The organism is Acinetobacter portensis (assembly GCF_023158935.1).
Lineage (GTDB): Bacteria > Pseudomonadota > Gammaproteobacteria > Pseudomonadales > Moraxellaceae > Acinetobacter > Acinetobacter faecalis.
In genome coordinates this window covers 1,568,288-1,594,504 of record NZ_CP096120.1, presented here as the reverse complement: position 1 = coordinate 1,594,504, position 26,217 = coordinate 1,568,288, and the positions used below count along the sequence as shown (strand labels likewise).

Below are 26,217 nucleotides of genomic sequence, written 5' to 3'. Positions count from 1 at the left end.
GAACAATTATTGTGAAAACATTGTCGTGCAACAATTGGGAATCTATTTGAAAACGAGTAGAATATTCTCTTTTAGTTAAGCTGTAGGGCGTTCACTTGGTTGCGAAAGATTTAAATGTAGACAATATGGTGAGGGCAAAAGATCTTCACCGTTTGAATCGATTGCGTAAAGGTAAAGACGCCAACGAAAAACAACATCAAGAATTATTAGAAAAATCAAATGCAAAAGTACGTGAACGTATTACACGCATTCCGAATATTAAACTCAATCAAGATTTACCTGTAACTCAATCGGCAGACAAGCTCATTGAAGCAATTCAAAAGCATCAAGTGATTATTGTGGCAGGTGAAACGGGCTCGGGTAAAACAACGCAATTACCGCAAATTGCAATGCTTGCAGGTCGTGGTTTAACAGGTTTAATTGGCCATACACAACCACGACGTTTAGCTGCGCGTAGCGTGTCACAACGTATTGCAGAAGAAGTAGGCGAAAAACTAGGGGAATCTATTTCCTTTAAAGTTCGTTTTAATGAGCAAGGTTCGCAGGACTCTATCGTACGTTTAATGACGGATGGTATTTTGCTTGCAGAATTATCTCATGATCGCTTTTTAACAAAGTACGACACCATTATTATTGATGAAGCGCATGAGCGTTCACTCAATATCGACTTTATTATGGGCTATTTAAAACAGCTCTTACCTCGTCGTAAAGACTTAAAAGTAATCATTACTTCTGCAACTTTGGATGTAAAACGTTTTAGTAATTACTTTAATGGTGCACCAATTTTTGAAGTGGAAGGGCGTAGTTTTCCTGTAGAAGTGCGTTATCGTCCAATTTCAGAAATGAGCATTGTTGGTAGTGATGACGATGAATTTGATGATTTTGAGGAAAATTTACCTCGCGCTGTTGTTGCCGCAGTAGAAGAATGTTTTCAGGACGCGAAAGATAAAGGGCATCCTGAATATGCAGATACGCTTATTTTTGCAAGTACAGAACAAGAAATTCGTGAGCTTCAAGAAACTTTACAGAAATTTGGTCCACGACATACAGAAATTTTGCCTTTGTATGCACGTTTGGCTTTAGCAGAACAACAAAAAATCTTTAATCCAACGGGTGGTGGTCGACGCATTATTATTGCTACTAACGTTGCCGAAACAGCTTTAACTGTACCGAATATTCGTTATGTCATTGATAGCGGTTTTGCGCGTATTTCACGTTATAACTACCGTTCTCGTGTGCAGCGTTTGCCTATTGAAGCTGTATCTCAAGCATCTGCAAATCAGCGTAAAGGTCGTTGCGGGCGTATTGCGCCAGGTGTGTGTATTCGTTTGTATTCTGAAGATGATTTTCAAGGTCGACCTGAATTTACAGAACCTGAAATTAAACGTACGAACTTAGCCTCTGTAATTTTACAAATGCAAAGTTTGGGTTTAGGCACATTTGATGATTTCGATTTCATTGAACCACCTGATCATCGTTTAGTGAATGATGGTCGCAAGCTTTTAATTGAGCTTGGGGCGATGGTGGAGAAGAAATCATTCAATTCGAAAGAAAATCTACCTAAATTTACTGATGAAAAAAAATCAGCAACTTCTTCCTCCTTTGGTAAAGGGGGGGATATTAAGGCTGGAGATTCCCTCACTAAAATTGGTCAGAAAATGGCAAAAATGCCAATTGACCCACGTCTTGCTCGAATGATTTTGGGTGGGGCACATTTTGGCGTGTTGAATGAAATTTTAATTATTGTTGCAGCATTAGCTGTGCAAGATCCTCGTGAACGTCCTGCAGATAAGCAAATGCAAGCCGATCAAAAGCATGCTTTGTTCCGTGAAGAAGATTCAGACTTTCTGTTCTACATCAAACTTTGGGAAACCTTAGTTTCAAATCGTGAAATGAGCGAAAATAAACGTCGTACATTTGCACGAAACCATTTCTTAAGTTGGTTACGTTTACGTGAATGGAAAAAAACGCATGAACAATTGGTCGATTTAGCCAAAGGTTTGAATCTTTCATTTAATGAAAAGAAAGCCAATTATGAAAATTTACATCGCGCGCTTTTAACAGGTTTATTGTCCTTTATTGCCAATAAAACAGATGAACGAAATGTGTTTATGGCGGTACGTCAGCAAAAGGCACGAATTTTCCCTGCATCGGCATTACATAAAACCAATACGCCTTGGGTCATGGCATTTGAGATGGTTGAAACATCTCAAGTTTATCTTCGTACGCTTGCGAAAATTGAACCTGAATGGATTTTACTGGCTGCGGGTGATTTACTGAAGCATCACTATTTCGAACCGCATTGGTCTAAAAAATCTGGCGTGGTGAATGCTTACGATCAAATTTCATTATTTGGTTTAATTATTGAGCCTAAGCGTCAGGTAAATTATGAAAAAGTGGATCAAGAAGCTGCGCATGAAATATTCCTGCGTGATGGTTTAACCACGGGTAATTTGGGTATTACACCACCATTTTTAAAACACAATTTACTCAAACTTGAAGAAGTAGAGCGTGTTGAAGATAAATTACGTCGTCGTGATTTAGTGGTCGATGAAGAAACAATTTATCAATTTTATGCATCTAAAGTGCCACCTGAAGTTGCAAGTAGACGAACATTTGAAGATTGGCGAGCTACGGTTGAACCGAAAAATCCACGTTATTTATTTGTGGAAGATGATGCACTTTGGTTGAACGACCGTCCGACTACGCAACAATTCCCAGATTTTTTACGTAATGGCGAATTGCGCTTAGCGGCAACGTATCGTTTTGACCCTAGTCATGATCAAGATGGTGCGACGGTTAAAATTCCTGTGCAAGCGCTTCCACAAGTGGATGAGGCGATTTGGTCTTGGGGTATTCCGGGTTGGCGACAAGATTTAATTGAAGCTTTATTGAAAGCTTTACCAAAAGATAAGCGACGTAATTTAGTTCCAATTCCTGACACAGCTCGCAAGCTAATGTCGCGTGTAGATGCAATGCATCTTAATCAGCACATTTTTAATTTCTTGGCATTTCAGTTACGTGGCGATCAAATTAGTGAAAAAGACTTTTCATTTGAGCGCATAGATGAATATTTATTGCCATTTATAAAAGTGATTGATGAAAAGGGTCGTGTGATTGAACAAGGGCGTGATTTAGCAGAGTTAAAATCACGTTGTCGTACAGAAACGCATAGTCCTGTTAAGCAACTAAAAGGTGAGTTTAAAACCTTCCCAGAAAGTTTTGTGTTTGAAGCATCGCAAAAAGTTACAGGTGTGATTGTTAAGCAGTATCAAGCTTTAGTACCAAGCAAAACTTTTGCGAATTTAGAACAGAAAGATGAATCGGGCGTGGTCATTCAAACTTTTAATGATCAGTTTGAGGCAATTAAAAAACATCGTGACGGTATTGTTCATTTGATTTATATGCAATTAGGCGATTTAACACGCCAATTGAAAAAGCAAATATCTAAACCGCTTGCGTTGGCATATTCACCCTTGGGCGATAAAGCCAAACTTGAACAAATGCTCGTGTATGCAACCTTGCAAATGTCTATTCAATCTCTTCCTGTAAATGCAGAAGAATTCCAAAAACTTGTGTTAGATGTGAAGAAAAATTTCTTAACGCACGGTCAAACTGCTTTAAGCATGATGAGTGATATTTATATTCAATGGCAGGATATTCGTCGAAAGCTTTTGGTTCTAGATGATTCAATTTTTGGAAAGAATATTGATGATGTTGAAGATCAACTTGATTTAATGATGTTATCTAATTTTGTATATGAAAAATCACCAGATGTATGGCAAGAGTTTCCTCGTTATTTAAAAGCATTGGTACAGCGTTTAGAGCGTTTGCCAAATAACTTAACGCGAGATAATGCCGCCATTGTAGATGTTGATCCGTGGATGGAAAAACTATTTAAATACAAAAATGATGTGCGACTTAAAGAAGTCTACTTTATGGTTGAGGAATTGAGAATTTCTTTATTTGCTCAACCAATGAAAACCAAGATGCCAATATCTCCAACGCGCATACAAAAAGTATGGGATAAGCTTGGAATCAGTTAATATATAAGTAATTTCGAATAGGAGTTTTACATGGGCATCCGCATTACAGGTACTGGCCTTTATCATCCAGAAGATATTATCACCAACCAAGAATTGGTCGATAGTTTAAATGCTTATGTGGAACGTTATAACGAAGATAATGCTGAAAAAATTGCCGCAGGTGAATTAGAAGCACTTCGTGGTTCAAGTGCTGAGTTTATCGAAAAAGCTTCAGGCGTAAAACGTCGCTATGTTTCAGAAAAAACAGGTATTTTGGATATCAATCGTTTACGTCCTAACCTACGTGAACGTTCAAATGATGAATTGTCTATTCAAGCTGAATGGGGCGTAGCAGCCGCTAAGCAAGCAATGGAAAATGCAGGCGTTACAGCAGAAGATATTGATGTTGTTATTTTATCTTGTTCTAACTTACAACGTGCATATCCTGCTGTAGCAATTGAAATTCAAACTGCACTTGGTATTCAGGGCTATGCATACGACATGAATGTTGCTTGTTCTGCTGCAACATTTGGTATTAAGCAGGCTTTTGACACGATTAAAGCAGGCGCACGTAGAGTTTTACTTGTAAACGTAGAAATTACATCGGGTCATACAGATTTCCGTTCACGTGATTGCCATTTTATTTTTGGTGATGTTGCGACAGCTTCTATTATTGAAGAAACAGAAACTAAAGCTGGTTTTGAAGTATTAGATATTAATTTATTTACGCAATTTTCAAATAATATTCGTAATAATTTTGGTTTCTTAAACCCAAGTGAAACAACGAATGCAGATGACAAGCGCTTTAGCCAAGATGGTCGTAAAGTATTTAAAGAAGTTTGTCCGCTTGTTGCAAAAATGATTGCGAAGCAACTTGTTAAAAATGAAATTGAGCCAACAAATGTGAAGCGTTTTTGGTTGCACCAAGCCAATGCAAGCATGAATGAACTTGTTTTGAAATTGCTTGTAGGTAAGGAAGTCGCTGAAGCGAAGCCTGAACTTGTACCTATTATTCTTGATGAGTTTGCAAATACGTCATCTGCGGGTGTAATTATTGCTTTGCACCGTACAGCGAATGAAGTCAATGATGGTGAGTATGGTGTTCTATGTTCATTTGGTGCTGGGTATTCAGTAGGCTCTATTTTAGTGCAGAAGAAATAGTATTTGAACAAAATTGTTAATTAAATATAAAAAAGGCTGAACTATTGTTCAGCCTTTTTTATTGAAAAGTTTTGTATTTCTTGTGGGGGAGTATTGTATTTTTTATGGGTAAAATATATTGTTTTTTAATATAATGTGTACTAATGCAACATTTAGTGTGCTTTTGTATATTATTTTGTAAATAAAATTGATAATTAAAAAAACCTTAATAAACAATAATTTATATTATTATTTAGCTTAATTTAATAATGGTAATTTATAAATTATATTAAAAATCATTGACTTAAACTCAAGTGGTAATGATAGTAATTTTCATCTATTAAAACCATACAAAAAACATACGATTGTAACGTGAAAATTAATCTGATAAATAAAGTGAACCGTACCGGGTTTGTCGGAGACTTTTTTATTTAAGTTAGGCCACCTGACCTAACGGATTAATCTTATCATAGTACATTGCTTCAAACTCAAAAGGCGATACATAACCCAGTGCACCGTGTACACGCTTTTTGTTGAACCAATCTACCCAATTTAATGTCGCAAGTTGTACATCTGCTAAACCTTGCCAATCTGCTTTTAAATATTCAATCACCTCTGTTTTGTATAAGCCATTCACCGTTTCAGCCAAAGCATTATCGTATGAATCACCCGTTGTACCGACTGATGCTCGTAAATTTGCTGCTTCTAAACGATTGGTATAGCGAATAGAAAGATATTGAACACCTCTATCGGAATGATGAATTACATTCTTTGGCATGCCTCGATCGTGCAATGCTTGCTCCAATGCATCGAGCACCATATCTGTATTCATCCGTGTAGATACTTTCCATCCAACAATTGCTCGTGAGAACACATCAATAATAAATGCGGTGTAGACCCAGCCAGAATTGGTTTGAATATACGTAAAGTCACTGACCTGAGAAGCACTGCTTCGCAAGGGTCAGGTCGATCAGCACTAAAATTCCGTTTCACTAAATCACTTGCCCGTTTTTGATCATCTCGGCTGCGGGTAGTTTGTTTGTTCTTACCACGCCAAACACCTTGTATATCTAGCTTTTGCATCAATCGAGCAACTGTACAACGTGCAATAACATAACCCTCACGTTTCAATTGTTGCCAAACTTTACGTACACCATATCGACCTGAACTTTCTTTCCAAATACGTTTGATTTGCTCTGCATGATGTAAATCATGCAGAGCACGTTTCGCTCGATGTTCTGGGTTATCAACGAGATCTAAAGCCCGATAATAGGTCGAAGCTGCAATCGGTAAAATTCTACAAATCGCTTCAACACCATATCGATCTTTATTGTTATGGATAAAATCCACCATTATTTGTGTGGGCGGTCGAGCTCCGCCTGGGCGAAAAAAGCGGCTGCTTTACGTAGAATTTCATTGGCACGTTTTAATTCTTTAATTTCACGTTCCATTTGCTTCATTTTTTCTTGGTCAGATACCTGTTGTACTTTGGCTGGATTTTGTTGATCTAAGTATTTTTGATACCAAACACGTAGTGTTTCAGGAGTACAGCCAATTTTAGGAGCAATTGCGGAAACTGCTGCCCAATTCGATGGATAATCTTTTTCAGATTCAATTAGTAATTGAACCGCTCTTTCTCTAATTTCGGGGGTATAGTTTGGTTTTTTCATCGGAATAGTCTCTCAGAATATTGACTCTCCGACAAACCCGGTACGGTTCAATTTCAATAGATCGAGATGGTGCATCATCATCTCAATACGACATGGCAGAATATTTAACGCTGGCTGATCTTGAAAAATTTGTGACTTTAGATGAGCTGTTGCAAAATAATCAAATCGTTTTCTAATTTCTATTTCTGACGTTAAACGAAAAAATCCCAAACTTAGGTTTGGGATTTTTTATGTAAAAACCATAAAATTTAATGTTAAAACTTTATGAAAAATAGTGCTTAGGTTAAGATGAGCCATCTTTTATAAAAGCACTTATGAAAACCTATGCAACCATTTGTTCTATACAATTCAGAGCAACGTAAAAAAGTTGAATTTGTTCCACGTAAAGAAGGACATATCGACATGTATGTGTGTGGTATGACAGTTTACGATTACTGTCATATTGGTCATGCTCGCGTAATGGTTGCATTTGACTACATTATTCGCTTTTTACGTAGCCAAGGTTGGAACGTAAAATACGTTCGTAATATTACAGATATCGACGACAAAATTATTAAACGTGCCAATGAAAATGGTGAAAGCATTACCGCTTTAACAGACCGTTTCATTAAAGCAATGAACGAAGATGCTGAAAATTTAGGATGCTTACATCCAGATGAAGCACCACGTGCGACAGATTATATTGATCAAATGCAAAATATGATTGGTACGCTTGTCAATAAAGGCACAGCTTATCCATCTGCAAATGGTGATGTTTATTTTGAAGTTGAAAAATTTGCAAAATATGGACGCCTTTCAGGTCGTAAACTTGAAGATATGCAAGCAGGTGCATCTGAACGTGTAGATGTTGAGGTTGAGAAAAAACATCCATTCGATTTTGTACTTTGGAAACATGCGAAAGAAAATGAACCTTCATGGGCTTCACCGTGGGGGAATGGTCGTCCGGGTTGGCATATTGAGTGTTCAGCAATGTCGACTTGCTGCTTAGGAAATCATTTTGACATTCATGGCGGTGGTTCAGACTTAACATTCCCACATCACGAAAACGAAATTGCACAATCAGAAGCTGCAACAGATGAACAATATGTAAACTACTGGATGCATGTTGGTTTCATTAATGTTGATGGTGAGAAAATGTCTAAGTCTTTAGGCAACTTCTTTACTATTCGTGATGTGATGGATAAATTTCATCCTGAAGTTATTCGTTATTTCATCGTATCATCGCACTATCGTAGCCCTGTAAATTTCTCAGATACTGCGTTAAAAGAAGCGAAAAATACACTGTCACGTTTCTATCATTCTTTCAAAGCATACCAGCAAACTTATGGTACGGACGTTGTTGCAGCGTATGATGAAGTACTGGTTGAACGGTTTAATGCTGCAATGCGAGATGACTTTAATACCTCAGAAGCGATTGCAGTTTTATTTGAAATTAACAAAGAATTGAACCGTGCAGTTAAAGATGAAAATTCAGAGCAAGCAGCTGTTTACTATGCAACTTTACGTCATTTAACCAATATTTTAGGTTTAGTTCAGCACAATGTAGATGATTTTTTAAAGTCAGATATTGGTCAAGAAGCCTTGGGTTTATCTGCTGAACAAATTGAAGATTTGATTCAACAACGTGTCGACGCAAAGAAAGCGAAAGAATTTGCGCGTGCAGATGAAATTCGCCAATCTTTACTCGATCAAGGTGTAGTTTTAGAAGATACGCGTCAAGGGACAATTTGGCGTCGTGCTGATTAATTGATCAAATGAAATTATAGAGAGTTGACATCATCATAAAACTCTCTATAATTCACCTCATTGCGGGAATAGCTCAGTTGGTAGAGCATAACCTTGCCAAGGTTGGGGTCGGGAGTTCGAGTCTCCTTTCCCGCTCCAGAATACGAAAAAGCGCCTATCGAAAGATAGGCGCTTTTTTTTATGCCTAAATATATTACGCTGCTGTCTAAAAATAAGGCTCTAGACTAGCAGATTTGCACTTAGTTTTACCTAATGAGGTCCCACAACTCTGTTGCTAGCTCATTAGGCTCCCTCATCCAACGCCATTCTGTTTCTTTAAGATGATAATCAAAATACTCTTTTGATATACCGTTGAACTTTGCTAGCCTTCTTTTACAAAAGCTCCAGAATGATTCTATTCCATTTATATGACATTGTCCTCTGGCAAATTCATTCGCTCCATGATTTACTCTAAAATGCTTTGAGTAACCAACATCTACCAAACCATTGTATCCACGCCAACCATCACTATAAATTACACTTTCAAGTGCAACTTTACCTAAGATAACTTGTTGTAATGTAGTCTTTTTACAATCAGGGACTATTTCTGTATAAACTCGACCATTCCTTTCAAATATTCCAAATACAGGTTGTTTTAAAGTACCTCGACCTCGCTTCAATTTCCCATGAAAACCACGTTGTCTTTTTGCTCCAAAATAGCTCTCATCAACTTCAATAGAACCTACAAACTTTGCTCTTAAATCTGTTTGATGATCGTAGATTGCTTCTCTAAAAAGCATGTACCAATAGTTGATGGTATTACGGTTCAAGTTAAGCAATAAGGCTGTTTTAGAAGCAGGAATATCAATGCAAAAGCACTGAATAATTTTTTTAATCTTATAGTGACTTAATTTACTGTTTTCTATCATGATTCTAGACTAACATATCTATTCTGCTAGTCTAGAGCCAAAATAATTACAGTCAAATACTTTATTTATTCAATGCTAATAGATGTATTCCGAATGCTTAACAGCGGTTTAAAAAAGAGATTTCTTACACATTTTGAACCATTGTGATTGAATAGATATGGTAAAATTGCGAAAATTAAGCATAAATACATATGAATGGCTCTTATAGGGCAAGGTCTTAAAGTTGAATTCAGAAAACATGCCAAATCAAATTGATTTTCAAAGCGTTGCTTTAGAAACATTAAAAATAGAAGAACATGCATTACAAGTTCTTGCGACACAAATTGATGATCGTTTTATGCAAGCTTGTGAAATTATTTTGCAATGCAAAGGTCGTTTAGTTGTGACGGGTATGGGGAAATCAGGTCACATTGGTCGCAAAATGGCAGCAACTTTTGCTTCAACAGGAACACCTTCATTTTTTATGCATCCCGGTGAAGCAGGGCATGGCGATTTAGGCATGCTGGTTCGTGGTGATGTGCTTATTGCAATTTCTAACTCTGGTAAGAGTGATGAAATTATGATGTTAGTGCCTTTAGTTAAACATCTTGGTATACCTTTAATTACGATTAGTGGCGACAATAAAGGTCCGATGCCGCAAAATGCAGATGTTGCACTTACATTAGGTAATATTCAAGAAGCGTGTCCACTTGGTTTAGCACCTACATCAAGCACAACAGCAACCTTGGCTTTAGGTGATGCTTTAGCAGTAGCTTTACTTGAAGCACGTGGTTTTACAGCAGATGATTTTGCACGTTCACATCCTGCTGGTGCATTAGGAAAGCGTTTACTTTTAGATGTAAAACACTTAATGCATACAGGTGATGAGTTACCAAAAGTATCGCCAGATACGCCAATGAATAAAGTCTTGTATGAAATTTCTAGTAAGCGTCTTGGTTTGACAACAATTGTCGATGAAAACGATGCTTTACTTGGTATTTTTACTGATGGTGATTTACGTCGACTTATTGATAAACAACAAGGTTTTGATGTTCATTTGAAAGTATCTGAAGTCATGACAAAAAATCCAATCACAATTGGGCAAAATTCTCGTGCTGTCATTGCTTTAGATAAAATGAATGAAAATAAAATCAATCAATTTGTTGTGGTAGACATAGACAACAAAGTAATTGGTGTAATTGGAATGCATGATTTAATTCAAGCTGGGGTAAAATAAATAATGGCATCATATGTTTTATTAGAACAGGCGCGTCATATTCAGGCTTTAGTTCTAGATGTTGATGGTATTTTAAGTGATGGCTTTGTAACACTTACCAATACTGGTGATGAAATTAAATCTTTTGATATTCGTGATGGTTTAGGCATGAAGCTTGTGCAGCAAGCGGGTGTCAAAGTTATTATTATCACAGGTCGAAAAAGTAATATTGTAGAAACACGTATGTCTGCATTAGGCGTAGATTTAGTATTTCAAGGTCGTGAAGACAAAGGTGTTGCACTGAAAGAAGCATGTGCACAATTTAATCTTAAACCTGAAGATTGTTTATACATGGGCGATGATTGGCCTGATTTATCTGCATTTGCAATTGCAGGAATGAAAGTGACTGTGCCAAATGGACATGTTGAAGTACGTCGTCGTGCAGACTTGGTTACTCAGGCAATGGGTGGTCGAGGTGCTGTTCGTGAGGTTTGCGATATGATCTTGTTATCGAAAGGCGTATACGAAGAGTTACTTGAAAAATACGTAACTGCTCCAAAATAATGTTATATACATTCAAAAGCTTGAGTTGAAATCACACTTATGGATACAAAAAAGTTATATGTCACAGCTTTAATTATTGTAGCTATAAGTAGTGGCTATTATTATTTTGGCGGAAAAAGTAAGAAGTTAGAAGTCGATTCTTCTAGAAGTATGACCTATTCTGCTGAAGTAATTAATTTGACACGAACAGATGAAAAGGGTTTGGTATCTTTAAAGGCACAAGCAGATCGTCTGGAACAAGATATGCAAAAGCAGACCTCTCGTTTAGATAACTTACATGCTTATACTTTTCAAAATTCGAGACCCGATGGAACTTTCTATGCAAAAGTAGCAAATTCATATGATGACAACACAAAAGTGATTATGTCTGATGAGGTTGTTGCTACACGTTTGTTAGAAAATGGTGAAAAAATGGTGTTTAAGACGACCGAGCTAACGGGCTATCCGAAAACACGAGAGTTGCAAACAGATAAGCAAATTACCGTTGAATCTCCACAAGCTAACTTCATGAGCCGTGGAATGAAAGCAAACTTTAACAACGGACAATACGAATTCTTTAATATTCGAGGCATCTATGAACGATAATTCTAAGATTAATACATTAAAATTTTTAGCTAGAAAATCGGTATTGGTTGCTAGTTTAGCTGTTGTATTTTCAAGTGCTGTATATGCATTACCATCAGATCGTCAAAAACCACTTTCATTGCTTGCAGATAGAGCAACGTTTAATGAAAAAACAGGTGTTACGACTTATTCAGGTAATGTCATTATTGAGCAAGGAACAATGAAGCTTCAAGCAAGCTCAATTGTTGCAAATCTCGATGCGAATAAACAAATTAGTGTTATTACTGCAAATGGTAGCCCTGCAAAATTTCAGCAACAGCTTGATACTGCAAAAGGTCTAGCAAAGGGGCAGGCACAAAAAATTGTGTATAACGCACAAACAGGAATCATCACGCTTACAGGTAATGCACTGTTAGAACAAGATGGTTCAAGTATTCGTGGTGCAACATTAAGATACAGCATGAATAAAGGCGATGTTGAAGCGATTGGTACTCCAAATAGTTCTGGTTCAGATGGCCGTGTGAAAATTGTGATTCCACCAACAAGCTCTAAGTCTTTCCCAGGAGCACGTGATTAATGGATCAACAGCAAAAACCACAAACTTTATGCATTAAGCATTTAGCGAAAAACTACAATAAACGTTGGGTAGTAAAAGACGTATCTTTTACCATGCAAAGTGGTGAAATTGTAGGTTTACTTGGGCCAAATGGTGCAGGTAAAACTACAAGTTTCTATATGGTTGTTGGTCTTGTGCGTATGGATAAAGGCGAAATTCATTTAGATGATTTGGATTTATCCGATTTAGCCATGCACGAGCGTGCGCAAAAAGGTATTGGTTATTTACCGCAAGAAGCGTCTATTTTTAGAAAGCTGACAATTGCCGACAATATCATGGCAATTCTTGAGACTCGTAAAGATTTAAACAAAGAACAACGTAAAAAACGCTTAGCTGAATTATTGGCAGATTTTAAAATTACGCATATTAAAGATTCATTGGGTATGAGTGTGTCTGGTGGTGAGCGACGTCGTGCAGAGATTGCACGTGCTTTAGCGGCTGATCCTAAGTTCATGCTACTTGATGAACCTTTTGCAGGTGTAGACCCAATTTCAGTAGGTGATATTAAAGATATTATTAGTACGCTTAAAAACCGTGGTATAGGTGTACTTATTACAGACCATAATGTCCGTGAAACATTGGCAATTTGTGAAAGAGCTTACATAGTGAGCGAAGGTTCAGTCATTGCAGAAGGCTCTCCTGAAGATGTTTTAGCCAATGAAACTGTGCGCCAAGTTTATTTGGGCGATGACTTTAAGGTATAGAGTTATTCATTTCATGCAAATATCTAACGTGAATATTTGCATGAAATGTAAATTGATAAATTTAATAACAAAACTATGCGAAATAAAATATTTTTCAACTAAATCCTATTAAAATACTTTACATTATATGAAGCCGCTCATTAGCTCTGGTTTGAATAATGGTAAATGCAAAATTAAATAAATTTAGTTTTTTGAAAGGTTTCGGATCCTTTATTATTGTTGTTCATGGCAGTGGAAGTGTTCAAGCGCAAAATATAGATTTACAAGAGTCATTTAATTCCACTAAGCAATCTTTTAAAAATATCATAATTCCCAAAAGTAAGACTGAGTTTAATCAGGTCAATATCAATGAACTATAGCCAAATCCTAAAAACTATAGAACAATAGAGATATGGGATATTCAAAAGATTTTAAAGACAAAGTCATAGAAATTATGATTCGAGATGAAAAGGAAGTCGCTAGCCTTAGATTACGATATTAACCAGCTCGGCAACTGATCTACCGCTACTCACCAATCCATCATCTCGCAATGAGCTATCAATTTGATTTATTGGTTTTCAATCGTTTCAAGGTCGGGGTGTCACCCCTAATTTTGTAATTTACTCTAAGGCTCATTCAGTGTGTGACGAAATCACACTGGATTCAAACCACTTATACGGCTGGTTTCTGCATCACACCGTTTGCGCTTTTAGCTAAACAACGAATTATCTAGCTTCACAAATCCAAGTTGCCAATCGGCTGACGTTATTTCATAAGATCACCTATGAGTTGAGTTTTTAGTTTTCTTCAGACAACAAAAAAGCCCAAGACATAATCTTGAGCTTTTATTTAGAGTTAGTTTTAACTTAAAACGACATTGTGATATACCCTAATTCATAGACAATAAATGTTAGAATTAAAGCTGAAAAAATAATAATAAGTGTTTCTGTTGGAGTCACATTATTCTCCTTATTTTTTTGTTTTTACACTTCAATTAATCATAATACCCCCGTATCACTACGGGGGTAATCTTAACTTTGCGCTGACTAAGATTATTGTTATTTATTTTCATAAAATAACATTATTAATATATATAACGAACAATAATTAATCAAATATAGTTTACTTTTCAATTAAAAAGCCTACCGAAAGGTGGCCTACATTAACCTGAGTTCGATATAAAAAAAGAGTAGAAAAAAAGCCCTGTTTTTGTAACATATTGGTTCTCAAGACAAAATGTTATAAAACAAGGCTTCTCAATGGATCATATTACCGAATTATTTTGTATTTTGGATGATTTCTGCAAAAAATTTAATGAATCTTTAGAGAAAGCTTTAATTTCTAATCAAAAAACCAGGTTGAAAAAGTCAGCTTTATGCTTGTCTGAAGCAATGACCATTGTCATTTTATTTCATCAATCCGGTTTTAGATTCTTCAAATATTTTTATTGCCAAATGATCGTTCCATTCTGGAAATCTGCTTTTCCTAAACTGCTTAGCTACAACCGATTTATTGAAATCATGCTCCGTTGTTTGCAAGCTCTGAGTAGTTTCTTCCATCAGGTGAAAGGAAAAGATACGGGAATCAGTATCATTGACTCCACTAAATTGGTAGTTTGCCATAATCTTCGGATTAAAAGGCATCGTGTATTTAAAGGCTTGGCCGGTCGTGGAAAAAGTAGCACGGGTTGGTTTTATGGTTTTAAATTACATCTCGTTATCAATAATTTAGGTGAAATTATTAATCTCAAGCTGACATCGGGAAATGTTCATGATGTTGCTATATTAGAATCTTTAACTCAAGAATTAAAAGGGATCCTACTCGGAGACAAAGGCTATTTGAGCAAAGCAAAAGCCGAAGCTTTAGCAGCAAGAGGACTGAAAATATTGACCCCATCACGTCGGAATATGAAAAATAAACCCATCCAAACTGAAGAAGAAAAACAATTACTTTGCAGAAGAGGATTGATCGAAACAGTGAATGATCAATTAAAAAATTTACATCAACTTGAACATTCACGTCATCGTTCGGTAAATAACTTCATGGTGAATATCATGGCTGCTGTAGTGGCTTATTGTTTGAACCCCAATAAGCCAACTTTCCAAAATATGCTAAAAGGTTAAGTGGATTTCATCGAACTCAGGTTACATTAGTATTTACCATTTTTTCAATGGCACAAAAAAACACCCTAAAAAGGTGTTTAAACTTAGAAAACTCTCAAAAATTTATCTACTAGCTCGATTAGCGCAATAATTAGATTTTTCTTTTGTGTCCTCAATATTACTCATACGCATACATGAGCAGAATGACTCTACTCTTACATATTCGGTGGTGTTTCCAAAAGTATGCTGAAATTAAATGAAGCCATTATTGATATAAAAGAAGGTTAAGTCGAAGGCTTTAAAATGGTTTTCAAGCTTTTTCGAAAAATTACAACTTTTCCTAAAACTACGTCTAATTCGATGCCTTATTTTACAATTATTTCCTTCAATACCTACAGTAAAAAACTTACCAATACTTTGCTTACAGTTTTTAAAGGCAGTCACAAAACTATCCCAGTGATCACTTGAAATTCGGGTGTAGTGAACACCTAATTGCTTTAACTTTGCCTTCAATCGTTGGACTGTCGCCAGATCTCGTTTACCCCAAACATAAGCAACAATTTCACCTGTTTCTCTATGGTATGCGTAAATAAGCCATTGTTTATTCTTTTTATTTCCTACAAAAGTCCAAAACTCATCAACCTCAATAGATTCATAATAATTTTGCTTAGGGCGAATTTTATAAGTGGATTTACTTAATGTTCGTAAAACCTTACCTATGCTGACACGCTCGGTTTCTGCAATATCTCTTATACCACCCCCTCTAACCATCAGGTGGAGTATTTTATTTGTTATACCAGAATGACAACCTCGGTAACTAAGAGCATGATCCCCAATAAACTGACGCTTGCAGTTTTTACATTGATAGTTTTGCTTACCATTTAGTTTGAAGCCATTTTTCTTTATACTGTCACTTCGACAGGTTGGACATTTGATTTCTAGTGTTATTTGCATCTCACTATTTTATCAAAAGCCAACCTGTTTTTTTTCAGCATACTTTTTGAAACACCACCAAAGATTAATCTAAAAAGTAATATGACTGTAACTGAGCTTGAGCCGCCATTACCAAGCGCAAGTAAGCTGATTTGAATTGTTTGTGTTGGGCTTTTGGTTTTACTTGTATGGGCTTGGTTTTTTAAGCTTGAAGAAGTTTCAACAGGCACAGGTAAAGTTGTACCAACATCCAAAGAGCAAATTGTACAGTCTTTAGATGGTGGTATTTTGACTAAGATTCATGTGAAAGAAGGTCAAATTGTAAATAGAGGTCAAACACTTGCACAATTAGACCCAACACGATTTGAGTCGAATGTGGGTGAGACGGCTTCATTGCTCATGTCATCTAAAGCTACAGCCGCTCGTTTACGTGCAGAAGTGAGTGGTACGCCATTGTCATTTCCTGCTGAAGTTTTGAAAGAGACAAAATTAGTAGCTGAAGAAACAGCACTCTATAATTCAAGACGTGCAAATTTAGAAGAATCATTGGCGGGTTTACAGCAAGCTTTAAGTTTGGTGAAGCAAGAATTAAGCATGACTGAGCCATTGGTTGCTAAAGGTGCAGCAAGTGATGTTGAAGTACTTCGTTTAAAGCGTGAAGCGAATGATTTACTTAATCAAATGAACGATATAAAAAATCAATATCATGTGAAAGCTCGAGAAGAATTAGCGAAAGCCAATACGGATATTGAAACGCAGCAACAGGTCGTAAAAGGTAAATCTGACACATTAAGCCGTACAGTTTTTAAGTCGCCTGTGCGTGGTATTGTGAAAGAAATTGATGTCATGACGATTGGCGGGGTTATTCCTCAAAATGGTAAAATCATGACCATTGTTCCTTTAGATGATCAGCTGTTGATTGAAGCGCGTATATCACCAAGAGATATTGCATTTATTCATCCTGGACAAGATGCATTGGTTAAGGTCACAGCTTATGACTATGCAATTTATGGTGGTTTAGAAGGTAAAGTTGCGGTTATTTCACCAGATACAACACGTGATGAAGTGAAGCAAGATCAGTTCTATTATCGTGTTTATATCCGTACTAATACCGATAAGCTCACCAATAAAGAAGGTACGCAATTTAGTATTACTCCAGGTATGGTAGCAACTGTTGATATTAAAACCGGCTCGAAAACTGTGCTTGAATATTTGGTTAAACCATTTAATAAAGCAAGTGAAGCTTTACGTGAACGTTAAATCAGTTTGAAGTAAAAACCTCTTTTCGAAGAGGTTTTTTATTGCCAAATTTAGCCTTAAAACACGTTATAATTAGTCAATTGCTTATGTTTTTTTGTTTATGCCATTTACCATTGCTGAATCTGTACAGTTTGAAGAAGATATAAAGAAAAGCCGTTTTCAGGTGATTGCTGTGCCTGTTGAAAATGAACAAGCAGTTAAAGATTTTTTAGAAGCCAATAAAGATCACACTACAACACATCAATGTTGGGCGTGGAAAATTGGACATGATGTACGTTTTAACGATGATGGCGAGCCTTCAGGCACAGCAGGGCGTCCAATACTTGCAACTATTGAGGGCAATGAGCTTACAAATGTACTTGTATTGGTGAATCGTTGGTATGGCGGTGTAAAGCTGGGTACAGGTGGATTAGTACGTGCTTATGGTGGCTGTGCAGGGCAATGTCTATTACTTGCTGAAAAAATAGAACTTATTAAAAAGCAAAAAATCTATTTTGAATGCTTATTCAATGAATGGTCAATTTTACAATATGAACTAAAACAAAACGAAATTGAATATAAAGAAAGTTATACAGTAGAAGGCGTTCATGTAAATGCGCTTGTACAAGTTCATCAAATTGAACCTTTAGCCAATAAAATTCAAGATTTAACCCGAGGGCGTGAACAACTCAAAATTATTGAGGAGCCTAATAATGACTGATATAGATCCATTATTAAAATATCGTGAACAGCATAAACGTCGTCTAAATTACATGCCTTGGTTATATTGGTCACTTAAGCCGAAAAATCGTGTTTGGGCAGAACAGTGGCAAAAAGAATACCAAGAGTATTTGATGTCTATGGAAACGGTTGAAATAGGTGAAAACTGTTTTATTTCACCCTTGGCTCATATTTTTGCAGAACCTGGCCGTAAAATTATTATTGGCGATAATACTTTTATTGCTGCCGATTGCACTTTGCACGGACCTTTAGAAATTGGTGATGAAGTTGCGATTAATCATCACTGTATTTTAGATGGTGGCAGAGTAGGTATTAAATTGCATGATCAAGTTCGAATTGCGGCTTATTGTCATTTATATGCCTTTGATCATGGCATGGAATTAGATACGCCGATTTATCAACAACCTGTACGTTCACAAGGCATCGAAATTGGTAAGGATGTTTGGTTAGGTGCGCATGTTGGTGTTAAAGATGGGGTGAAAATTGCCAATCATGCTGTAGTTGGTATGAACAGTATGGTGACAAAAAATGTCGAAGAAAATGAAATTGTCGCAGGAAATCCTGCAAAGTTAATACGTTATAGAAAATAAAGGATAATGTTTTAACTTACATATTTTGATGAAAACTATAATAAAGATGTGCTAATTTAAAAATAACAACAATGAATTAAAAATGTGGGATAAAAGGAGGGCTTTATGAAACGTGTAGTAGCTTGTATTGATTCATCCCCTTGTATTAATGCACTCGCAGAAGCGGCTGCTTGGATTGCAAAGAAAACCAACCGTGAGTTGGTGCTTTTGCAAGTTCTAGATTATTACCCAGCAAGTTATCATTTGGGGGAAATTAGTGGTGTAATTGGCTTTGAAAGTAATGCAATGCTGTTAAAAGAGCTTGCTGAACTTGAGCAAAAACAAAGTGAATTAGCACTCGATTATAGTAATAATTTACTCAATCATATTTCAGAATTAATTCAAGAAAAACACGGAATAGTCCCTACACGTATTCAAGAAAAAGGCGACTTTTTAGAACAAAGTTTAAGTGTTCTTCATGAAGATGATATTGCACTTATTGGACGTTTGGGTGAACGTTCTGCCGAACGTAAAAAACCAATAGGTAGTAATGTTGAAAACTTTATTCGTAGCGCAAATTGTACAGTAATGACCGTAGGTGATACCTTCAAGCCACCAACACGTTTCATTTTTGCATATGAATATTCACCAACTTGCGTGAAAATGATGCATCGAATTGCGCAAAGTGATTTACTTCGAATATTACAATGTCACTTACTGTATGTAGGGGATCATCCTGAAGTGCTTAAAGATCCTGAACAGTTCTTAAAGCAAGCAGGTTTAGATGTAGTTACTGAATATAGATATGGCGATGTTTCAGAGAATATTTTGGAATATCAAAAAGAGCATGGAATTCAGCTCATTTTATTGGGCGCATTTAGCCACAGTAAAATTAAGCAATTCTTTTTAGGTAGCATTACCACCGCTATTTTTAGAAACTCAACGGTACCATTGCTCGTTGTGAAATAAGGCTGAAGTTATTGTTTAGCTTGATGATTTAAACTGATTTATTTCTATCCATAGTTATCCTCATTTATTGTGGATAACTATATGGATAGTATGTGTAACTATATAAAAAATAAAAAGTAAAAAACTAAGGTTGTTTTTTGGGCAGTGTTAAAAGATTATTTAACAATTGCCAAAGCGAAGCCATCGTGTCCTTTACTGCCAATAGTTTGAAGTGCTGTGCAAGATAGAATTTTAGGATGATTTTGCATCGCTTTAAACATATCTCGAAGGCCAACAATACTTGGTTTTTGATTTTCAGGATTTAAAATTTCACCAGCACGAATCACATTATCTAAGAAAATAATTGTACCCGAGCGTGAAAGACCTAAGCTTAATTCTAAATATTCAGGGTAACTTTGTTTGTCTGCATCAATGAAAATAAAATCGAAAGGTTCTGTATCTTCGGGTAATGCACGTAAAATATCTGCTGCACGACCACATTTAAGTTCTACAGTTGGCTTAAGTTTCGCATTATCAATATTTTCTTGACCTAAAGCAGCGTGAGTATCACGACCTTCCATTGTTAAAATGTAGCCATCTTCAGGAAGCGCGCGTGCTAACCACATTGTGCTGTAAGCAGCAAAAGTTCCAAGTTCAAGAATGCGTTTACAGTTATTCATTTGAATTAACATTTGCAAAAGCATGCCTTGGTTTGGCGCAACAGCAAGATGATCTGGAAAACCTTTATCGTCAGTATTTTTTAAAGTCTGAGTCAAAATAGGATCTTCAGGAATTAAATGTGACTCGATATAACTATCAATTTCTGTCCACATTTGTTGCATAGTTCATTTACCTTTGTTGCGTTGCGTGCATTTTATACCTTTATGCTCAGACTGCAATTTTAAAAGATAAAAAATAAATTTTAGATGTAAAAAAGAGGTCAATTGACCTCTTTTTTTAATATTTTAATTTAGTAATTACACATAGAAGAACTACGAGATAAATTAGGTCCCCATGTGCGGAAACCTTGAGAATCTATGTGAATTTGACCTGAAGAATACAAGCCTAAGCCCATATTTAAGCTGCTGCCGTATTGTGACCAGAATTGGCAGAGTTTGAATTTTGTGTATTCAATATATGCATAATCTTCTGGTTGCGGAGTAGCAGGACCAATACGAAAATCAATTGCAGAGTTAAATAAATGACGAGATGAACTTGCACCACCAGCGCATTGATTTAAAGATAAATCGCGATAAACCGAAGTTACGGTAAAGTCTGTAAGCACTTTAGAGGCAATAAGATATTTAAATATTTTTAAAGTAGGAACTTGGTTTGCCCACAATTCACGACTTGGCACCATGTATTCAGAGCGACCACATTTTTGCCAATCTCGTGCTGTACGTAATAATTCATAGCTTGGAATAATATTTCCTACGCCATTTTTTTCTAAGAATATTTCATAATCACGTATTTGTTTTAAATTATCACTTACGGCAGTCCAAGAGTTATACGCATAAGGAATAACTTTAGGCGGAACCTTGCGATCAAAAGTAACATTTTCATGAGGGATAAAAATTCTTTTACCCGGATGAGAACCTGAACCTTGATTAGGATTAGACGAACATCCAACCATAACAAGTGGAATAAAACTAAACGAAAGCAATGCTTTCAAAAAATGCTTCATTATTTAAATCAGAAGTTTATTAAAATCAGAAACATCATAATCTAAAAAATGATAATTAATGAGAAAATATTGAAATGAAATGTGTCTTTTGTGGATAAAAAAAGATCAGCATTTGCTGATCTTTTTTTTAAAACTTATTTTTCAAGATATTGTAATTTATCTTCTTTACCGTTCCATTCTTCACGGTCAGCAGGTTGATCACCAATTTGCGTGATATTTGGCCATGTTTGAGAAAGCTCTGCATTTAGCTCAATAAACACTTCTTGACCTGCAGGTAACTCATCTTCAGAGAAAATTGCATTTGCAGGGCACTCTGGTTCACATAGCGCACAGTCAATACATTCATCTGGATTGATAACAAGGAAGTTTGGACCTTCGTAGAAACAATCAACAGGACAAACTTCAACGCAGTCTTGATACTTACATTTAATACAATTTTCTGTGACAACAAATGTCATGGCGACGGCTACCTAAAAAATTTGGTCTAATAACTAATGATGTATTTTAGGCAAAAACACATCAAACAAACAATTCCTTTTATTGATATTTATTATTTAAATCTATGAAAAGGGGAAATGATATGATTTTTCTTGATAAATGATAATTAATATCACTTAGCGATATCGATTTATAAGGTATATAAAGTTCAATATCGCGAAGTGAGTTTAAAAAATTAACTATTTTTAAGCTGTTGAGAGCCAATCCAATGTTTTGAAAATTGATAAGCAGCTCGACCTGAACGTTGTCCACGTGCTTGGCACCATCTGAGAGCTTCTGCGCGTGCTTCTGTATTAAGTTCCATGTTGGCTTTATTTAAATAACTTTCTACAATTTCTAAATAAAGATTTTGATCCATTGGATAGAAAGAAAGCCATAAACCAAAACGGTCAGATAAAGAAATTTTTTCTTCAATTGCTTCTTGAGGATGCAATTCTTTATGTTGAGGAACATCTGCTCGCATGATAGGTGTGTTCTCATGCATAAATTCAGGCAATAAATGACGACGGTTACTGGTCGCATAAATAATAAAATTACCTGAACCAGATTGTAATGAACCATCTAATACGCTTTTTAAACTACGATAATTTTCATCTTCTGCATTAAAAGCAAGGTCATCACAATACACAATAAATTTTTCAGGTCGATCTTTAATAATGTCCTGAATTAAAGGTAAGTCAGATAAATCATCACGTTCAATTTCAATCAGTCTTAAACCTTGAGATTCATATTCTGTAAGTAGGGCACGCACAATAGATGATTTTCCTGTACCGCGAGAGCCTGTTAAAAGAACATCATTTGCAGGTAAGCCTTTTAAGAATTGCAAAGTGTTTTGAATGATTTTTTCTTTTTGACGTTCAATACCTTTTAAGTCATCTAAATATATTTTTTTGGCTTGAGCAATGGGCTTTAACTGTTTGTTTTGCCATTTATAAGCAGCAGCCGAAAAGTCAGGACTTTTTTGAAGCTCAGGTAAAGATTGTTGTACTTGTTGAAGTACAGTGGTCATTAAATTAAGAATATTTTCAGGTAAATCAATTAGTGCCATGATTTTTCAGCTTATATTTCCAAACAGAAGAGGCGAGATGTTGCTTAAAAGAATGTATACCAAACGATAATACATTGCCAACTAAAACACGTTTTAGTCATTGAACTATTTACAGAAGTTCTGCATAGTGAAAATGTAAAAGATAAAAATGACAGCAGAGGAACATAATGTTGTTCAAAGATTTTGGAAATAGCATGAATCCGCATCAATCTAAACGGATTAAAACATTAAAAAAAGAGATAGAACATGCTGAATCTTATGAGGAATGGAAACACTTAGCACTAAAAATAGACGAAGAAACAGGTGCGCAAAGTTGGAAGTATGACAATTCATCTCCGTATTTCGATGCTGCTATTATTACGCATCGTTTAACGTTGTTACGTCGTTATAGAACGCAAAACCGTATTTTAGATTTAATGCATATATTACGTGAAGGCTTAACTTACGATATTGCCAATATTGCACATCCAATGTTGTTTACTGCAACTTTGGTTGGCACAAAAAAAATAATTGAAGACTATGTTTCAGAAGTCAGTAACAGTTTGGCTTTTGTAGCATCTGAAGAATGCCAGAGTATTCCTCACGAAGAAAAAATCACATTTTTCCAATCTTGCCAAAAAGCCTATGGTCAACCTGCTTTAATGTTTTCTGGTGGTGCAACATTAGGTTTGTTTCATACAGGTGTATGTAAAGCGCTATTAGAGCAAGATTTAATGCCAAAAGTAATGTCAGGTTCGAGTGCAGGTGCAATTATGACTGCCATGCTTGGCGTTTCTAAACCTTCAGAAATACAACAAATTTTGAATGGTGATAGTTTCTTTAACGAAGCTTTTAAATTTAGAGATTGGCGTGAAATTATTAAAGGCAATGGTGGTATTGCAGATGTTAAGTTCCTCAAACAATTTTTAAAGAAAAATTTAGGTGATTTAACATTTGCAGAAGCTTATGCCCAATCTGGCTTGCACATTAATGTTGCTGTAGCACCTTATGATGCCTCACAAGATGCGCGTATTATGAATACCTATACAGCGCCAGACTTATTGGTTTGGAGTGCGGTATTGGCTTCTTGTGCTGTTCCTGTGTTGTTTCCACCTGTACGTTTAACCAGTAAGCGCCTTGATGGAAAATATACACCGTATATGGCAACAACAACTTGGGTAGATGGAAGTGTGCGTAGTGATTTCCCACAAGAGAAAATGGCGCGCTTATATAATTTAAATTACACCATTGCGAGTCAGGTGAATCCACACGTTGTACCTTTTATGCAAAGTGATGAAGAGCGTTTCCGTAAAGATATGCTCAGTTGGCCTGAACGTATTGTTCGCCGACAAGGAAAGGTTATTTCAAGAGGTATGATGGATTTTGCCCGTGAGCGTGTGGGAAGTGTTCCTGCGGTTAGACGTTTGCTCGATCATGGTTATGGTGTAATAGATCAACGCTACTATGGTAATGTGAATATTGTAGGTCATTTTAATTTGCGACATTATAGTTATATGCTACAAAATCCTAAAGAGCATTTATTTAAGATGTTGCAACGAGAAGGCGAGCGTGCAACATGGCCAAAAATTTCATCTATTGAAGTTCATGCACGTGTGGGTAAAACCATTCAACACTGTTTAGAGCTACTCACTTATCAGCAAGACAAAGCCCAACATGCAGGTTCAGAATTCATTCAAGTTTAATCTTGAAGATTTATGCTCAAAAAAACTCATTTGTGCAACAAAGCCAAAAAGTTTGGCTTTAGGTCGCCGTGTATTTTATTGGTTTGAAGAGCATCAACAATATTGGTTGAAAACGCAAACGTTAAAAAGTGAAAAAGTATTAGAAGATTCGTTTCAGAACGAGCTTGAATTTTATTTATCTTTAACGCATCAACAAGCTAAAAATATTACGTTACCTTATCAAATCTTGAGCCATTCAGCGGAAATAAATCATTTTAATATCGCCATGCCTTTGTTAGTTTTGCCACATGCAAAATGTCTATTTGTAGAAAGCCCACAAACACTCAGTATTGATCAAATTAAACATAAGATGATTCAGGTACTTTCTGTATTAGAAAACTTGCACAAAGCAGGGTGGCTGCATGCAGATTTAAAAGCAGAACATTTTGTTGAAGATAATTCATATGCAAAACTTATTGATTTTGAGCAAAGTATAAAAATAGAAGATGTGCAAAATACGAAAGCTTTAAATGCTACTCCACGCTATATGGCACCTGAATTATTCCATGCAGAGGCTAAAAGTATTGAAAGTGATATTTACGCTTTAGGTATTATTTTTTATGAATGGTTAAAACAAGAACGACTTTTTGCAAATAATTATTATGATTGGGCTGTTTTACATTGCCAAAAGTTAGAAATTGAATTGCCAGAAGCATATTTATGCTTCAAATCAACATTAAATGAGATGTTACATAAGCAAAAAAAACTTAGGTTGAGCGATATTTCGGCATTGAAAATAGGCTTAATTACTGAAAATGTATAAGAAAAAACCAAAAAATATGGTTTTGTTTTATATTTAAACAATCGATGTGTTTTTTAATAAAAAGGGCTTGTCATCATCAAGTGATCTCTATAATATACACAGCCATTGGGGACGTGGCGAAATTGGTAGACGCACTGGATTTAGGTTCCAGCGCCGCGAGGCGTGAGAGTTCGAGTCTCTCCGTCCCCACCAATAATTACTAAGTAATATTGGTAATTAGGCAATAGAGGATTGGTGTAATGGTAGCATGACGGTCTCCAAAACCGTTCGTCAAGGTTCGAGTCCTTGATCCTCTGCCAACTTGAAATCTAACACTATGTTAGTACCCTATGATGGGGACGTGGCGAAATTGGTAGACGCACTGGATTTAGGTTCCAGCGCCGCGAGGTGTGAGAGTTCGAGTCTCTCCGTCCCCACCATCAATATTAAAGCAAGGTATTGTCCTTGCTTTTTTATTGCCTGAAATTTAGTAAATATAGAATTATAAATGAAATAAAATTTTAGGTATAAAAATGCCCATTAAAAAATGGGCACATGAAAATCCGTTTTCACTTTATCGAGTAAGGACTTAAGTTTTACACTAAGCTTTTAAGTGGTCTTCAAACTCCTCACCTAATTGAACTGCAAGGGCATTACCTGCAAGTTCACAAGTCACTAAACCATATTCTTTTTTAAAGCTAAATGTAAAACCACGGTTATCTGTTAAGTTTTTGACTGAATAGCCTAACTTTTCTAACCAAATACGAAATGCAATTAAATTTTTTGCCTTAACAACTTTTTTCACGAGAAAGCTCCTTGTTTATCCCTAAATATAATAATAGGGATAGTTCGAATTTTTTAAAGGATAAAATTAAATAATT

22 protein-coding genes, 4 tRNA genes, 2 pseudogenes and 1 other annotated feature are annotated in these 26,217 nt (G+C 36.0%); of the genes and pseudogenes, 20 read left to right on the top strand and 8 right to left on the bottom strand.

Annotated elements, in window-relative coordinates; translation table 11 throughout:
* Positions 1-125: 125 nt before the first annotated feature.
* Both MZO21_RS07965 and MZO21_RS07960 read left to right on the top strand, forming a co-directional pair.
* The gene (locus MZO21_RS07965; RefSeq protein ID WP_248104140.1) at positions 126-4,046 is read left to right on the top strand and encodes a DUF3418 domain-containing protein; all 3,921 of its coding nucleotides are present in this window, start codon (positions 126-128) and stop codon (positions 4,044-4,046) included.
* A 30-nt stretch (positions 4,047-4,076) separates the two neighbouring features.
* Positions 4,077-5,186, top strand: coding sequence for a beta-ketoacyl-ACP synthase III (locus MZO21_RS07960; RefSeq protein ID WP_248104137.1), 1,110 nt, complete (start codon positions 4,077-4,079; stop codon positions 5,184-5,186).
* Between the two features lie 415 nt (positions 5,187-5,601).
* On the opposite strand, the pseudogene MZO21_RS07955 reads toward MZO21_RS07960, so the two are convergent.
* Positions 5,602-6,835 (bottom strand): annotated as a pseudogene (locus MZO21_RS07955) (IS3 family transposase).
* Positions 6,444-6,560, bottom strand: a sequence feature (AL1L pseudoknot). Its footprint overlaps the pseudogene before it by 117 nt.
* 20 nt (positions 6,836-6,855) lie before the next feature.
* Here MZO21_RS07955 and MZO21_RS07950 point away from each other — a divergent pair.
* The 3 genes from MZO21_RS07950 to MZO21_RS07940 all read left to right on the top strand — a co-directional run bounded on the left by MZO21_RS07950 (position 6,856) and on the right by MZO21_RS07940 (position 8,719).
* Positions 6,856-7,011, top strand: a complete 156-nt coding sequence (locus tag MZO21_RS07950; protein ID WP_248104232.1) for a hypothetical protein — start codon at positions 6,856-6,858, stop codon at positions 7,009-7,011.
* Positions 7,012-7,159: 148 nt separating this feature from the next.
* Complete coding sequence (gene cysS, locus MZO21_RS07945) at positions 7,160-8,581, top strand: cysteine--tRNA ligase (RefSeq protein WP_248104234.1); 1,422 nt, start codon at positions 7,160-7,162, stop codon at positions 8,579-8,581.
* A gap of 62 nt (positions 8,582-8,643) precedes the next feature.
* Positions 8,644-8,719 (top strand) — tRNA-Gly (locus MZO21_RS07940).
* A 107-nt stretch (positions 8,720-8,826) separates the two neighbouring features.
* Here MZO21_RS07940 and MZO21_RS07935 read toward each other — a convergent pair.
* On the bottom strand, positions 8,827-9,489 hold the full coding sequence (locus MZO21_RS07935; RefSeq protein WP_152875444.1) for an IS1595 family transposase: 663 nt from the start codon (positions 9,487-9,489) through the stop codon (positions 8,827-8,829).
* Positions 9,490-9,727: 238 nt separating this feature from the next.
* On the opposite strand from MZO21_RS07935, the gene MZO21_RS07930 reads away from it, so the two are divergent.
* The 6 genes from MZO21_RS07930 (at position 9,728) to MZO21_RS07905 (ending at position 15,234) form a co-directional block, all read left to right on the top strand.
* On the top strand, positions 9,728-10,705 hold the full coding sequence (locus MZO21_RS07930) for a KpsF/GutQ family sugar-phosphate isomerase (protein ID WP_248104187.1): 978 nt from the start codon (positions 9,728-9,730) through the stop codon (positions 10,703-10,705).
* 3 nt (positions 10,706-10,708) lie between these two features.
* A complete protein-coding gene (locus MZO21_RS07925; protein ID WP_248104185.1) occupies positions 10,709-11,248 on the top strand; it encodes a KdsC family phosphatase in 540 nt (179 codons plus the stop codon).
* 39 nt (positions 11,249-11,287) lie between these two features.
* Entirely contained in the window at positions 11,288-11,833 is a 546-nt protein-coding gene (gene lptC, locus MZO21_RS07920; protein ID WP_154773775.1) for an LPS export ABC transporter periplasmic protein LptC, read from the top strand.
* Positions 11,823-12,389, top strand: a complete 567-nt coding sequence (lptA, locus tag MZO21_RS07915) for a lipopolysaccharide transport periplasmic protein LptA (protein ID WP_154773774.1) — start codon at positions 11,823-11,825, stop codon at positions 12,387-12,389. Before lptC ends, lptA begins: the two co-directional genes overlap by 11 nt.
* Positions 12,389-13,132, top strand: a complete 744-nt coding sequence (gene lptB, locus MZO21_RS07910; RefSeq protein ID WP_248104183.1) for an LPS export ABC transporter ATP-binding protein — start codon at positions 12,389-12,391, stop codon at positions 13,130-13,132. The genes lptA and lptB overlap by 1 nt, the downstream gene beginning before the upstream one ends.
* A 1,238-nt stretch (positions 13,133-14,370) precedes the next feature.
* A complete protein-coding gene (locus MZO21_RS07905) occupies positions 14,371-15,234 on the top strand; it encodes an IS982 family transposase (protein ID WP_248129630.1) in 864 nt (287 codons plus the stop codon).
* A gap of 231 nt (positions 15,235-15,465) precedes the next feature.
* Here the strand turns inward: MZO21_RS07905 and MZO21_RS07900 are convergent, their stop codons facing one another.
* Entirely contained in the window at positions 15,466-16,167 is a 702-nt protein-coding gene (locus MZO21_RS07900) for an IS1 family transposase (protein ID WP_152874006.1), read from the bottom strand.
* A gap of 81 nt (positions 16,168-16,248) precedes the next feature.
* Between MZO21_RS07900 and MZO21_RS07895 the strand changes: the two are divergent.
* The 4 genes and pseudogenes from MZO21_RS07895 to MZO21_RS07880 all read left to right on the top strand — a co-directional run bounded on the left by MZO21_RS07895 (position 16,249) and on the right by MZO21_RS07880 (position 19,664).
* A pseudogene (locus MZO21_RS07895) lies at positions 16,249-17,406 on the top strand (HlyD family type I secretion periplasmic adaptor subunit).
* A 100-nt stretch (positions 17,407-17,506) separates the two neighbouring features.
* Complete coding sequence (locus MZO21_RS07890; protein ID WP_248103993.1) at positions 17,507-18,106, top strand: IMPACT family protein; 600 nt, start codon at positions 17,507-17,509, stop codon at positions 18,104-18,106.
* Positions 18,099-18,716, top strand: a complete 618-nt coding sequence (locus MZO21_RS07885) for an acyltransferase (RefSeq protein ID WP_248103996.1) — start codon at positions 18,099-18,101, stop codon at positions 18,714-18,716. The genes MZO21_RS07890 and MZO21_RS07885 overlap by 8 nt, the downstream gene beginning before the upstream one ends.
* 105 nt (positions 18,717-18,821) lie before the next feature.
* Positions 18,822-19,664, top strand: a complete 843-nt coding sequence (locus MZO21_RS07880; protein ID WP_154773338.1) for a universal stress protein — start codon at positions 18,822-18,824, stop codon at positions 19,662-19,664.
* 155 nt (positions 19,665-19,819) lie between these two features.
* On the opposite strand, the gene MZO21_RS07875 is transcribed toward MZO21_RS07880, so the two are convergent.
* From MZO21_RS07875 to MZO21_RS07860, 4 genes are all read right to left on the bottom strand, one after another.
* Complete coding sequence (locus MZO21_RS07875) at positions 19,820-20,485, bottom strand: O-methyltransferase (protein WP_154773339.1); 666 nt, start codon at positions 20,483-20,485, stop codon at positions 19,820-19,822.
* A 128-nt stretch (positions 20,486-20,613) separates the two neighbouring features.
* On the bottom strand, positions 20,614-21,327 hold the full coding sequence (locus MZO21_RS07870) for a D-Ala-D-Ala carboxypeptidase family metallohydrolase (protein WP_154773340.1): 714 nt from the start codon (positions 21,325-21,327) through the stop codon (positions 20,614-20,616).
* A 134-nt stretch (positions 21,328-21,461) separates the two neighbouring features.
* A complete protein-coding gene (gene fdxA / locus MZO21_RS07865) occupies positions 21,462-21,785 on the bottom strand; it encodes a ferredoxin FdxA (protein WP_152873250.1) in 324 nt (107 codons plus the stop codon).
* Positions 21,786-22,000: 215 nt separating this feature from the next.
* Positions 22,001-22,873 carry an ATP-binding protein gene (locus MZO21_RS07860; protein ID WP_248103999.1) on the bottom strand — a complete coding sequence of 291 codons (873 nt, stop codon included), beginning with the start codon at positions 22,871-22,873 and terminating at the stop codon, positions 22,001-22,003.
* Positions 22,874-23,040: 167 nt separating this feature from the next.
* Between MZO21_RS07860 and MZO21_RS07855 the strand changes: the two genes are divergently transcribed.
* The 5 genes from MZO21_RS07855 to MZO21_RS07835 all read left to right on the top strand — a co-directional run bounded on the left by MZO21_RS07855 (position 23,041) and on the right by MZO21_RS07835 (position 25,776).
* Positions 23,041-24,555: a DUF3336 domain-containing protein gene (locus MZO21_RS07855; RefSeq protein ID WP_248104002.1), complete on the top strand. Its 1,515-nt coding sequence runs from the start codon at positions 23,041-23,043 to the stop codon at positions 24,553-24,555.
* A complete protein-coding gene (locus MZO21_RS07850) occupies positions 24,527-25,357 on the top strand; it encodes a protein kinase domain-containing protein (protein ID WP_248104005.1) in 831 nt (276 codons plus the stop codon). The genes MZO21_RS07855 and MZO21_RS07850 overlap by 29 nt, the downstream gene beginning before the upstream one ends.
* A gap of 107 nt (positions 25,358-25,464) precedes the next feature.
* Positions 25,465-25,549, top strand: a tRNA-Leu gene (locus MZO21_RS07845).
* Between the two features lie 33 nt (positions 25,550-25,582).
* A tRNA-Trp gene (locus tag MZO21_RS07840) sits at positions 25,583-25,656 on the top strand.
* 35 nt (positions 25,657-25,691) lie between these two features.
* Positions 25,692-25,776 (top strand) — tRNA-Leu (locus MZO21_RS07835).
* Positions 25,777-25,937: 161 nt separating this feature from the next.
* On the opposite strand, the gene MZO21_RS07830 is transcribed toward MZO21_RS07835, so the two are convergent.
* A complete protein-coding gene (locus MZO21_RS07830; RefSeq protein WP_171501329.1) occupies positions 25,938-26,141 on the bottom strand; it encodes a hypothetical protein in 204 nt (67 codons plus the stop codon).
* Positions 26,142-26,217 lie beyond the last annotated feature (76 nt).